Origin of the sequence: Pseudomonas sp. SZ57, from assembly GCF_009495975.1 — a bacterium.
Taxonomy (GTDB): Bacteria; Pseudomonadota; Gammaproteobacteria; order Pseudomonadales; family Pseudomonadaceae; genus Aquipseudomonas; species Aquipseudomonas syringae.
The window spans coordinates 105038-117703 of sequence record NZ_WIBD01000021.1; the positions used below are offsets into that span (position 1 = coordinate 105038).

The following is a 12666-nucleotide window of genomic DNA, read 5'->3' on the forward strand; positions in this document are numbered from 1 at the left end:
CATATTTTGGATACTGAAAAAAGGCATCAGCAGGTTATGCGCTCTTAATAACGCCCCTACAGCACGTCTATATATTTCCTTATCTCAAACTGAGTTAGGTCATCCTGACGTTTTACATACTCAGAGAAATCGCTATTGTATTTAATTTCACCCAAGTCACTTATTGAAATATTTCCTGTCTGCTGGTCACGTTCCAATTTGTTGACCAAAGATCCGCTTATTCCCATCTTGACGAACTCGGCATTCATTTTTTTTATGGTTCCGTAAATGTGTAGGTTATATTCATTTTCAGTCAGAAGGCGTAAGTCGTATAAGGCTTTCACATATTCATTTAGTCTGTAAGAGACAAAATCACTTTCTATCTTAATCTTTACGAGAGCCAAATTCACTAACTCTTTGTCTGTCTTTTTTGATAGATCGATATATACATTGTTTCCATACGTGTCATCAGCCCTTTTTTTTGATATCTCTCCGTAGGAATTTCCGATAAAGAACTCTTTCCCACTATCGGTAACTTTGATGCTATGAAAATATCCAACCGTTTCTGAAAGGTGATCCTTAAGGTTCAAACGGTGTAGGTTTCTCGTGAATAACTTGTAGAAGTCCCTTGCTTTTGGGTGCTGAAGGCGAAGAAATGCGGCATCTGAAATCTGTTTTTCGAGAGATTTAATAAAGAACAAATAAACTTTATCGATTACGTCAGATGTGACCCACTGCTCGCTTGAGAAAATTGTGTCGAGACGCTCTTCAAGTAATCCAAAGACTGACTCAGGATTGTAATACATCGAAGAAATTCCTGACTCCATAAGTGTATACTTTACCTTGCTAGACTCGAGTCCATCACTGTGTATTAGAAACTCTTCCTTAATCTGAAGGTATTCCAGATTTTTGATTTTTTGCTCAAGATTTTCTATACTATCTTGATCAGTGTTCTCGCGTGCAACCTCTAACGCCCTAGTTATCCGCTCTAAGTCAAAGTTTAGCAATAGCGGATTTTCAATTTTATCCTTAAATACACCATTTTTCAGAAGTCTTATTTTGTTTTCCATTTTTCCACCCTTTCGATTAAACTCGTCTGAGTTTACGAAATGTATAGGTGGAAGAAGTCCTTCGAGCGATTTTTTTCTATCCTCGAAAACTTCGTTAAGCCGGTTTACTCGCCCAATCAGGTTGGTTAGTGACTTTCCATCTAGATCGTAAGTATTGAAAATGAAAAGGCTGTCGATTGGCAGGTTGACTCCCTCAAGAATAACTGAGTTTGCAACCATGTATTTAAGGTCTTTAGTGTTTGAAAACTTATGCTCTAAGTATTCCTTAACTAAATCAGGAAGCTTTCCGTGTAGATAGATCAGTCCCTTTTTTATATGATCTACACAATAAAAGTCATTATGCACATTGTTCGAAATAGTTTGGGATAACTCGTTGAGTGCTGTTGATTCTAGATAAGTCAGCTGCTGACTTACAAGCATGGATAGCTCTTCGACCTTTTTTGGAGCCCTTAGGTATAAAAAATTTTTATATCTTCTGTTTTTTATTATATAGCTAACGAAGCTCTGCTCATCTCTTATGTAATAAAATTCGTTCATGAATCTATTGTAGATATGTTGCTCACCGTTTGATTTTAATTCATATATATCCGGCTCTTTTATATTGTTTGCAATGCGTCGTTCAAAAATTTTCTGGTTTTCGTATATTTTAAGGTTTTCAGTTTTAGAGATTAGTGGCGAAAGATAGTAGTTTGTCGATTCTGGATTGCGCATCCTGTTCCTACGTATTAGCCTCGTCAGCAGAATACTTCTCGCGTCCATTTCGAATAGGTTATGAGCTTCATCAATTACAAGTAGTTCAAATGAGATGCTGGTGTTTTTCAAAAGCCTTAAGGCACGTTCTTGAGTAAATATGGAAATGAAATTACCACCACCACCACCATCATACATTTCGTCGTGGAATATGATGTGACGAAATGGAAAGTTGGACTTTATTAGCTTGTAAGTTTGAATTAAAAGTGATTTTGTTGGAACGATAATTGCGGTCGTTTTGGGGTTCTTTGCTTTTATTATGTCGACAATCAATGTGCTTTTTCCAAATGATGTCGGTGCGATATAACAGTTCTCCTTGCTATTACTAGCGATTATTTGCTCTCGATACTTTTTCTGCTCGTAAGTTTCAGTAATTTCATTTTTCAGGAACTTTTCCAGCTGGTACTCTAAGGTAAAGTTTGTGCTGGTTAGATTTTCCGTTAGTCTGTTTTTTGATATGTACTGCGCTATTGGGTAAAAGCCGAAGTTTGAGCTAACATCTAGGAGTGGTTGGTAATAGCTATTGTTGATTGCGCACTTCAGAGTAATGTAGTAGGCAATTTCGAAGTAGGTGGATTTTCTTTTATCACGACTATACTCATTTAAAAAAATAATCGCACAGCTCAGTATGAATTCAAGTTCGTTATCTTCAAGCTGAATATTTAGGGAGGTCTTCTTCATGACTTCTGAGAACAGTGGGTTGCTCTTTAGCCAAGTCAGACTAATTGTCATTTTACTTCTCCAGATATTTAATAAAGCTATCTAGGCTTGATTTGGTTAGGCACATCGCTTTGATCGTTTTTCCGTCAAATTCGAGCACGAAACTATTGTCGTTTAAAATCGCAGCGCTTGCTGCGGCATCCCAAGAGCCATTTAAAAAAATAGTTGAGCAGGTAATTATATTAAACTCTGTTATCTGGTTGAATGTACCTTTGTCAAACATATCCTGAAGGTCTTTTATTTTTTGTCTGATTGATTTTTCCGTTCCTACGTCTATGTGAGAAGCATGGTTGTAGGCATTCTTCCATGGATTGTTTTTACCTTTATCACTTTTCCCTGAAACGTACTTTTCTAAATCGGAATAGGCATTTTTTAGCTTGTCCTTGTGGCTGATTCTTTTACTAGAAACGGAGCCGGACTTGCTTTCCAATAAATAGGTTTCCGCGCCCTTAGAGAAAAATCCATCAAACCCCTTTTTTATTGAACCCTCTTCTAGGTTGAAAAATAGAAATTCTTGTTTATATCCTGATGTTCTTAAATACAAGTGCGCAAAAAGTTCCGCAGCGGCCCCCATGCGAGTCTTCTCATCCTTATCTCCAAGGAATTTTCTAAGCCTCAGTTTGACTAGGTCTAACTCGCTGTCAGAGCTTCCTTCACATATTGATACTAAGAACTCATCTAGGTGCTTGGCTATTTTTTTGTCCAGGGACTCTATGTTAAATACATGTAGTTCGTGTTTTGGGGATATTAGCTTTATTTCAACTGGAAGCATTTTTATAGCCCAGGTTGTTAGCTATGCGACGGAGATGACGCTGCCATGCAAATACATATCCAACAAATTGGTGGATTTGTTTTGTACACCAGGCGTATCGAGATAGAGGTTGTGAGGCTAATGATAGGTGAGCGAGGCCAGTTTCGCGCCACCGAGCATTTGCCGTGACCGCCTTGAGCAGTGGATTGAAACGAGCAATCGGCAAGATCAGGCTTTGCTTGCCCTCGGTTTGAGGGATGATAGGGGAAAAATCCATGATTCAACCTTTTTAGAAATCCTTATCTGCTTACATTCTACCGAAATTTCAAGTGATGGCCTCGTAGAATTGCACATTGATGAGGCATAAGTGCTAACTCTTTGAAATTTCGGTTGGATGCAAGGGCTTTGCAAATGGTCCCGACAACATGAACGCTAACTGTTAGATATATCTCCTAAACTAATCGCTTCCTGTTATATGGTTTTTACTAATTTTAGGGTTTTAATATTGCACTGTTTTGCTATTGGGTAGCTTAATAATTATACATATTTGACTTTGGGTTCATGACTCCTTCAACTCCCATATCAGACAGTCCTTTCTTTAATGCTTGGTATATGAAAAAAAAGCTTGGAAGTTGTAACTTTTTCTTTCCGCCTATTTTCTGTCTGCGCAATGTGGATGCGATATTTTTTTTGCGTATGTTAAACGGGCTGGAATGGTTTCTATGGTAGCCATGTTTAGAAAGTAGGTTTTTGCGAAGCTTAATTGATTTGAAAACTGTCAACACCAACCACGTATCAAGCTGACGCAATTGTAACTCGTCATTGAGAAGCGGGTAGAAGCTCATTGTCCCTTTGAAAAAAATTCTATTGCTGGCGCCATTTATATAGTTAGATATCATTTCATCAGTTAAATCGCCATAGAGAAATCGTCTTATTTCGGAAATTGCTCGTAATAAATCAATGTCTTTGTTGTTCGCGGGAATCCTCACGGATTTGAGGACGGAAGACTTAAGCGGTTGGATTAGGTGTTTATACAATATGTAGCTGATTTCTTTTTTTATCTTAATAACTGATTTTTCCTTTATTGATATTTTCTCTTTGGATAGTTTGTATCCTAAGAAATCGACAGAGTCTTTGCATTGGGCAAATTCGCTCTTATGATCTTTAGGGCACAGTAGGCTTATACCTTCAGATTTTTCTAAGTTGATCGCGACGCCAGTTTCCGAAGAGAATTTATAAATAATCTCATAAGCCGCATTGATTTTTTGATAATCATTTGCCCAAATGATTGTGTCATCTGCATACCGAGCGAATCTTAATCCCGCAAGCTCAAGCTTTTTGTCGAGCTGCCAGCATACTAGGTTTGCTAAGAATAAAGATATTGATGTGCCCTGTGGTATGCCTTTGCCGGAAGCCCCTAAAAAAGCTTTTATTACATTACGCTCGCTTTCGCTGATTGAAAATCCATTTTGGTCAAACTGCTCAAATAGGTAGTCGTGGCGAATATTGTCGAAAAACTTTGAAAAATCGAACTCCGCAACAAATATTCTAGGGGCTTGACCTAATTCAAGTGAGATATCCTGAATAGCAAAGTGGGCATTACGGTCATCTCTATATGCATAGGCAAAAGAGCTAAGCCTATGTTTATTTTTCTTAAGTAGTTGGTGATAAAACAATGCCGAGACTGCAGCGTCTGGAATTTGGAAAATTGATACTGTACGATAACCCCCAGAGGGCTTGCGAACCTCCATATGAGTAGGCGCATTTGGGATGTATGTACCTAAAAGTATCTTTCGCGATATAGAGTGCGCGATTTTTTTGCGATTCTTATTTACATAAAAGGGGTTGAATTTTTTATCTGCACTCCATTGTGGCGGCAAGTTAACAAGTTTTTCCCCGGGGTCCAATAGTCTTTTAGATCTACGCTGATATTCTAAGTCAACCGAGTTGTGGTAAGCATGATGGCGAGCGCTTAGCTTTTCCGCCTCAGCCTGAATAAATTTTAGAAGTTGCTTTTCTAATATCATAGGTCCCTCTGGATCAAAAAAAAGCTCAACACGAATGCTGAGCTTTTCCCCACGGATGCAACCACGCAAAAATAAATCGCTAAACCCAGCAGGTTCGAGGCTCTCTCTACTTCTGCTGCACATCTCTCTGATAGCTAAATCCAGAGCTTTAGGGCACCCGCTCACCCCCTAGGGGCATAAGTCGATTCTTGCATCAGTTTGAGATAATAGTCAACATGCCATCATGCCGCGGCGGGCAGCTCACCGGGTTTCGCGGTGCCATCGCTTAGCGATAGCGATTGAATAACCTTCGCCTAGCGCAGATGGCGTTGGTGTGTAGCATCTGATCCTGTGAAAACGACCGCCAAGAGCAGCTCCATATCGAAGGGCTTAGTCATGTTCCCCTTCCGATGTGGGCCGCCGGCATGTCGATACGTCCATACCCGAGCTATTAGCTAACTTGCCTTCTGGCGCCTTGATCGAACCTTCGGTCTATCTGATTGCAGCCCCATCATTGATCGGCGCCGCTGATGGGTAATCTGCTCATAGAGTTCGCATGCGTAGGCTGCTCGCAACTCATGGAAATCTTCGAGTCGTAGCTTATTTAGGATGTCCCGCGCGGGACATATCACCCCCTTGGCAAACTCAAGGTATCTTTCGCCCTGCGCAAGCAGATTTCAGCTGCCGATAGGAGAAGACTGCTCGGCAAATCTGAGAGCATCACGAACATGATCCACTACAATCCAACGAGGTGCCGACGCACCTGACGGCCATCTTTGGTGCCGTCCTTGATGTTGATCTTCCCTTGCTCGCACTCACGGATAAGCCCCCGGCATGTTTGCCAATATGCCCTCGCGTAAGCGCATGCCCTGCTGATGTGGGATTTTGTTGGAACCCGACGGAGAGTCCTAGAACGAAAAAACCCGCCAAAAGGCGGGTTTTTCGGAGATTTCAAAGGCTGCAAAAACCACCTTTGAAACCTTGTATGGTGCCGGCACCAGGAGTCGAACCCGGGACCTACTGATTACAAGTCAGTTGCTCTACCAACTGAGCTATACCGGCGTAATGGGCTGCGAGTATATAGAGTCTGATGCGCTTGTAAAGCCTAGCTGTCTGATTCAGTTGAAAAAAATCGACCATTGGCGCTTCGGGTCGGATGCTGGCGGGTGGTGGTGCAGGACGTGTCCTTCGGTTTTGACAGATTGGTCTGCGTGGTAGGGCGGATGGCGTTGAATTCGGGGGGTGATTTTGCCTTTGGCGCTCGTCGCTTGTGCCTGACAGAACGCTGGATTTTTAACCTGGTCGCGCAAACCAATGGGTCCAGCGTTGATGGCGATTTGGCGTAGGAACAGGCACCCATCCGACCCCGCCATTTTTGGGCAGTTGCGGGGCAGGAGGGCTTTGCATAGGCTTGTTCCCAACGGCCCAGGCTACTGAGTCAGCAGCACGGGTCGTTAGCTTTTCAGCCATGCAGATAAAGGACTATCTGATGAGTGATGCGATGGATCGTAACCGGGTTTGGGGTGTTGTATGCCGCAGGCTGGTCATTCGCTGAAGAGTTGTTGAAGGATATTTGCAGGTGCGCCTGGCCTGTCGGCTTTGCGCAGGGTGGGGCTGAGGATGGCTGTCTGAATCGCATGAATGTGCGTCTGGATGCCGACGAAGGCTTCATCGATGTTTCAAGAAATGCCCGGATCCTCTGGATTCGGGCATTTTCTTGTGGGCTGGTTGCTGTTGCGTCGGATTGCACTGGAGCTACCGGCTTTTTGGCCGATACAGCTGTATCGAAAATGGCAGTCAGCCATGGACAGCAAGTGCAATGCAGAGAACGCCTACGCATTACGAGCTGCTGAGTGTCGCTCGCGATGCCTCTCCTGAGCAGATCAAGAAGGCTTATCGCAAGCTGGCGCAGAAGCTGCACCCGGACAGGAATCCAGATCCTTACGCCTCGGACATGATGGGCGTCGTCAACGCGTCTCACGATGTGCTGGCTGACCCTTCGCGGCGTGCGGCTTATGATGCGCAGCTCGCTGCCAATGAGCACAAGGCGCGTATGGACGCTGCGCGCCGCAAGCAGGCGCATGCAGCGCGTGGGCAGGCGGTGCATGTGTATGCGGCCACTTCTGCAGCCACTGCTAATGCGCCGTCTCAGGCGGCTCGTTCGGGGCCGGCGCCCAAGTCTTCTTCCTATGCTTCTGGATCCCCTTCCCGTGACAGGCGTCGTCGCAGTGCGTGGCGTTGGGCGCTGTTGTTTGTGGTGTTCTGCGCGGGTGGCGCGTGGATGGGCTACGACCCGGGTGCAGGCAAGTCGTTTGTGCCGTCCGAGCCTGCGCCGGTTGCGCAGACGTGGGTCAAGCCCGCGCCTGTCATGCCTGCCGCGCCGGTCGAGGAGGCTGTAGCGAGCCCGGCTAAGCCGGTGGATGCGGCGGCGTCCGAGTGTGGTGTGCCGGCGCTTGATCCGATGGGCGCGCCGTGGCCGGACAAGGCGGGCTATGTGAAGGACATGCCGGTGCTCAAGGACAACGGCTGGTCGCAGATCACTGTGGATAACTCGGCGGGCGAGTCGGCGGTGTATGCCAAAGTTACGGATGCAGTGGGGCGCAGGGCGTTTCGGCATGCGTTTGTGCCGGCCGGGGCGGTGTTTACGTTCGCCAAGATGGACCCGGGGCTGTACCTGCTCAAGTACAAGATGATGAGTACCGGCTGTGCATTTGCCTCGGGTCGGATTTTGCTGGAGGAGACGCCGATGGGCAGTCAGATCAAGTCCAGTGCCTACAAGCTGACGTTGCGCAAGCTGCAGAACCGCAGTGTGCCGTTTGCGCGGTTGAAGGATGATCAGTTTTAGTAGTGAGTCATGACAGGCATGCGGCGCTGCTTATTCAGCCTTCGCGAGCAAGCTCGCTCCCACGCACTTCGTGCCATCGTACGCAGCCATCATGTTTTGCAACGCTTTCAGGCGCGTTTTTGCAGGCATCGTCTCTTTCTTTTGAAGGACATTTCCGAGAGAATCCCCGACCGCTTGCGCCCCTCTATCTGGGCTTCTACTCTCCGCCCGTCGCTGCCCATCAGCGATCGGGTTTAGTCGCCCGGATTTGAGTTAAGGCGTATCGCGTCGCTGTTTTGTTCAGGTCTTCTTCCTGCACTCCATGGCGGCTGTGCGTAAGGGCACCTTCGGGTGCGCCGGTCTTAGCTCCCGGTCGACTAACCTTTCGCACAGCTGCCACCTCAATCGTTTAGTCGCGACCCAGTGGCAGTTCCATTGAGGAGAGAGCTAAGCATGGTCAAAGTAACCCCCGATCCGCCCAATAAACAGTCCAGCGGCGCACCGGTCTTCGACAAGACTGTGGTCAAGCGCGCCATGGAGTGTTACCTGCCAATCTCCCGACCGGCCAAGGAACCCCACGACAGCAAGTTCGACTTCATCAGCCTGGAAGCCACCCTGGTGCACGCGCTGGATTTCCTGCGCTGCGCATCGGCTACCGCTCACGAACTCGGCGATGAACTGACCGGTTCGCAACGCGATCTGGCGTTCGCTTCCATGCACATGCTGGAAATGGCCAAAGTCATGGTCGAGCGCTCGCTGGAGTGTGTCGAAGAGGCCTGAAATCTTGCGCCGGACAGGTCGTGCACAGGCGTCTGCGTGTGCACGATTGGGCCACGCAAAACGCTTGCGCCAGAGCCTTTACCAAATCTTTATGCACAATTTGCTGATAAAGATTTGCGCAGTCGGGTAATTATGTGCAGTCAGGCGCATTGAGCCGCAAGGCATTGTTTTTGCGGGTTACGGGAAGGATTGCGGAAAAAAATAAGGGGCTTCAGTAACTGGCGCGCCAAGCTTTAACGCACTCATCCACATTTTCATCAACAGACTTATCCACAGGTTGCTCAACCGATTTGAGTCACAATTTTCGGGCCAAAATCAGCAGGTTGCGCGGTGTAATTCGGCTGTCACAGAAAGTGCCAACGCTCACGCTGTAACCCTGCTCACGCACATACATCGCCCTGTCCAGCACCAGCCACATCTCCAGCGGACGCCGAAACAGATCGCGGACCAGTTCCAGATTGCGCACTTCGGCCAGTCTCTTCCAGCCAGCGGCCTCCAGGGCGGCCCAGTCCTGCTGACCCGGTGCGGGCAGATGCTTGAGTTTTGCCAGATGGTTGCAGTAGTCCGCGTAGGACGCATCCAGCCAGGATGTCGGCAGCGAGGGTGTAGGCAAGTAGTCATCGATGCCGCGCAAGCGGCGCTGCAGCAGATCGAAGCCCAGGCGGCGGGCCATCGAGATGTCGCGTTGACGGCGTACGCGTGCGCCAGCCGTCACGGTCTCACTGAGCGGCAGACCCAGCTCGTCACGCGACAGCTTCAGGCCGGACGCCTTGCCCTCGCTGGACAGCGCCTGATACAGGTCGTGCCGGGTGCGGTTATAGCAGCACGGCGCAATCGCCATACGCCGACAGCCCGTCTGGCTGGCCAGCTCCATCAACTGAATGTGCAGGTCGCCGCAGGCATGCAGCGCCACAGGCGTGTGTTCGGGTTGCAGGTAGCGCCACGTGTCGTCGGCCATGACATCCTGCTGCACATGTCTGGCGTCGATGCCGTGCCGCTTGCTCAGGGCCAGGCCTGCTTCGATCAGCGCCGGGTCGTGCTCCAGACAGGTCAGACGCTGGCCGGGCCCGGTCAGGCGGCGCCCCAGATGGCCTTTGCCTGCGCACCAGTCCAGCCAGTGAGTTGTGCTGTCACGCATGTCCAGATGGCTGGCGAAGGCTTCGATCTGCTGCCACTTGCGCCCCGGCACATCGACACTCATGCGCGGCTCGACCGGCTGCAGAGCATGTACGGGCAGTTCGGCGACGTAGCTCAGCGCGACGGCTTCGGCGGCCAGTTGCTTGAACGGGAAGGGCGCGTCGAGGTGTTCCGGGTGGTTGTGCGCGGCCTCGGCCTGTTCCAGCGTGCGTTGCCGCAGCCAGTGCGCGAGGTCCCGGTATTTGTCTTCCCATGGCAGGGCCAGGTGCGTGAACGGCTTGGGCCGCCACAAGGCCTGATGCGCGAACAGGAAACTGTCCAGCGCACCGAAGTGGCTGTCGAGGTGTTCATCCTGCAAGGGAGGTTCAGAGGGCATGGTGGCGGCCTCGTATGGCAAGGTGCTGACTGGATCGACGCCAGCACCTTTCATATCAGCGACCCTGGCTGGCGTCTACACGCAATAGTTTTTCCAGCAGCCGGAAGCCTTGCACCAGCACGAAGGTCATGACCAGGTAGAACATGCCGGCGGCGAAGAAGATTTCCACCGGCAGGTAGGTGCGGGCGATGATCGTGCGCGCCATGCCGGTCAGTTCCAGCAGGGTGACGGTGCTGGCCAGCGCACTGGCCTTGAGCATCAGGATCACTTCGTTGCTGTAGGCCGGCAGGCCGATGCGTGCTGCGCGTGGCAGGACGATGTAGAACAGCGCCTTCCATTTCGACATGCCCAGCGCCCGTGCCGCTTCGACTTCACCTGGCGGCACCGCCTGCATGGCGCCACGCAGGATCTCGGCGATGTAGGCGGCGGTGTGTAGGGTCATGGTCACCACGGCACACCAGAACGGGTCGCGCAGGTACGGCCACAGCGCACTCTGGCGCACCGACTCGAACTGCGCCAGCCCGTAATAGACCAGAAACAGTTGCACCAGCAGCGGTGTGCCGCGGAAGAAAAAGATGTAGGCGTAGGGCAGGGCGCGCACCGGCCAGTGACGCGATGCGCGGGCGATGCCCATCGGGATGGCGAGGATCAGCCCGGCGATGACGGCAATCGCCACCAGCTCCAGGGTGAGGGTCGCGCCCTGTGCCAGGCGGGGCAGCCACTTGATGATGACTTCCCAGTTCATGACGCGCTCCTCAGAAAGCCGCGACTGGCGCGTTTTTCAAGGAAGTACATGCCGGCCATGGCCAGCACGGTCAGGCCCAGGTACATGAAGGCCGCGACCATGTAGAAGGTGAACGCTTGCTTGGTGAAGCCCACGGCGATCTGCGCGTGCCGCATGATTTCTTCCAGGCCGATCACCGAGACCAGCGCGGTGTCTTTCATCAGAATCATGAACAGGTTGCCCAGGCCGGGCAGGGCGATGCGCCACATCTGCGGCAGGACCAGTTTGAAGAGGATGCGCGAGCGTGACATGCCCAGCGCCAGCCCGGCTTCACGATGACCTTTGGGGATGGCCAGAATCGCGCCGCGAAACACTTCGGTCGCGTAGGCGCCAAAGCAAATGCCCAGGGCGATGACCCCGGCAGCAAAGGCGCTGAGGGCCAGGTCGGGAATGTCGAACAGTTTGCCCAGGGCGCGCATGCCGTTGACGGTGCCGAAGTAAATCAGCAGCACCCAAAGCAGTTCGGGAATGCCGCGTACCAGGGTCGAGTAGGTACTGCCCAGCCATTGCAGCGGCTTGTAGGGCGAGGTCTTGGCCAAGGCGCCGAGCAGTCCGAGCACCAGCCCCAGGCACAGGGCCGAGAGTGCAAGCTGGACCGTCATCAGCGCGCCAGCCGCAAGGGCCGGGCCGAATCCGTGGAGATCAATGTTCATGGGCAGGCTTTGTCAGGGCCGGTCGCCGCGCTTCAACAGGAAGCGGCGGCGACGCGGTCGGTGAATCAGAGGATGCTGAAAGGGAAATACTTGTCGTTGATCTTCTTGTAGGTGCCGTCAGCGATGATTTCTTTCAGGGCAACGTTCAGGCGTTCGCGCAAGGCATCGTCACCCTTGCGCACGGCGATGCCGATCTTGTCGTTTTCCACGACAGGCTCGCCCTTGAACTCGAAGTTCTGACCCGCTTCGCTTTTCAGCCACTCGAAGCTGACGTATTTGTCGGCCAGCATGGCGTCGACGCGACCGGAGGACAGGTCGAGGAAGGCGTTTTCCTGAGTGTCATAGAGTTTGGGGTCCATGATCCCGAGCTTGTCTTCCAGCCAGGTGGCAGCCAGCGTCGAGCGCTGTGCACCCACTGACTTGCCGGCAAGGCTCTCTTTGGCCTTTTCAATGCTCGATACGTCGATCGAGGAGGTTTTCGGCGCGATGAATTGCAGCTTGTTCGAGTAATACGGGTTGGTGAAATCGACCACCTGCTGGCGCTCTTCGGTGATCGACAGCGACGAGATCAGGAAGTCGAACTTGCTGGCCATCAACGCCGGGATGATGCCGTCCCAGTCGGACGTCACCGCTTCGCACTCGACCTTCATCCTGGCGCACAGGGCCTGGCCGATTTCATAGTCGAAGCCCACCACCTGGCCACTCGCGTCCTTGTTGTTGAACGGCGGGTAGGCACCTTCGATGCCCATTTTCATTTTCTCAGCAAAGGCACTGCCGCTGAAGGCAAGGGTGGCCGCTGCGATCAGCAAGATCTTTTTGTACGACTGCATGGGTGT

Annotated in this window: 10 protein-coding genes, 1 tRNA gene and 1 pseudogene; 2 read left to right on the forward strand and 10 right to left on the reverse strand. The window is 50.5% G+C overall.

The window, feature by feature from the left end; all coding sequences use genetic code 11:
• Positions 1-56: 56 nt before the first annotated feature.
• The 6 genes and pseudogenes from GE543_RS19100 to GE543_RS19120 all read right to left on the reverse strand — a co-directional run bounded on the left by GE543_RS19100 (position 57) and on the right by GE543_RS19120 (position 6338).
• On the reverse strand, positions 57-2531 hold the full coding sequence (locus GE543_RS19100; protein WP_153222145.1) for a DEAD/DEAH box helicase: 2475 nt from the start codon (positions 2529-2531) through the stop codon (positions 57-59).
• A 1-nt stretch (position 2532) separates the two neighbouring features.
• Positions 2533-3291, reverse strand: coding sequence for a hypothetical protein (locus GE543_RS19105; protein ID WP_153222146.1), 759 nt, complete (start codon positions 3289-3291; stop codon positions 2533-2535).
• A complete protein-coding gene (locus tag GE543_RS19110) occupies positions 3278-3547 on the reverse strand; it encodes a hypothetical protein (protein ID WP_152533607.1) in 270 nt (89 codons plus the stop codon). The genes GE543_RS19105 and GE543_RS19110 overlap by 14 nt, the downstream gene beginning before the upstream one ends.
• A gap of 253 nt (positions 3548-3800) precedes the next feature.
• A complete protein-coding gene (locus tag GE543_RS19115) occupies positions 3801-5462 on the reverse strand; it encodes a reverse transcriptase domain-containing protein (protein ID WP_371927197.1) in 1662 nt (553 codons plus the stop codon).
• A 265-nt stretch (positions 5463-5727) separates the two neighbouring features.
• A pseudogene (locus tag GE543_RS28005) lies at positions 5728-6145 on the reverse strand (integrase); the annotation flags it as partial.
• A gap of 117 nt (positions 6146-6262) precedes the next feature.
• A tRNA-Thr gene (locus GE543_RS19120) sits at positions 6263-6338 on the reverse strand.
• Positions 6339-7095: 757 nt separating this feature from the next.
• On the opposite strand from GE543_RS19120, the gene GE543_RS19125 reads away from it, so the two are divergent.
• Both GE543_RS19125 and GE543_RS19130 read left to right on the forward strand, forming a co-directional pair.
• Positions 7096-8121, forward strand: coding sequence for a J domain-containing protein (locus GE543_RS19125; RefSeq protein ID WP_153222147.1), 1026 nt, complete (start codon positions 7096-7098; stop codon positions 8119-8121).
• Positions 8122-8553: 432 nt separating this feature from the next.
• Entirely contained in the window at positions 8554-8880 is a 327-nt protein-coding gene (locus GE543_RS19130; RefSeq protein WP_153222148.1) for a DUF6124 family protein, read from the forward strand.
• 295 nt (positions 8881-9175) lie between these two features.
• On the opposite strand, the gene GE543_RS19135 is transcribed toward GE543_RS19130, so the two are convergent.
• The 4 genes from GE543_RS19135 to GE543_RS19150 form a co-directional block, all read right to left on the reverse strand.
• Positions 9176-10447, reverse strand: a complete 1272-nt coding sequence (locus tag GE543_RS19135; RefSeq protein WP_153222149.1) for a methyltransferase — start codon at positions 10445-10447, stop codon at positions 9176-9178.
• Between the two features lies 1 nt (position 10448).
• Positions 10449-11138, reverse strand: a complete 690-nt coding sequence (locus GE543_RS19140) for an ABC transporter permease (RefSeq protein ID WP_003318320.1) — start codon at positions 11136-11138, stop codon at positions 10449-10451.
• Positions 11135-11830, reverse strand: a complete 696-nt coding sequence (locus tag GE543_RS19145; protein WP_003342249.1) for an ABC transporter permease — start codon at positions 11828-11830, stop codon at positions 11135-11137. The genes GE543_RS19140 and GE543_RS19145 overlap by 4 nt, the downstream gene beginning before the upstream one ends.
• Before the next feature lie 65 nt (positions 11831-11895).
• Complete coding sequence (locus GE543_RS19150; RefSeq protein WP_003420249.1) at positions 11896-12660, reverse strand: ABC transporter substrate-binding protein; 765 nt, start codon at positions 12658-12660, stop codon at positions 11896-11898.
• Positions 12661-12666: the final 6 nt, after the last annotated feature.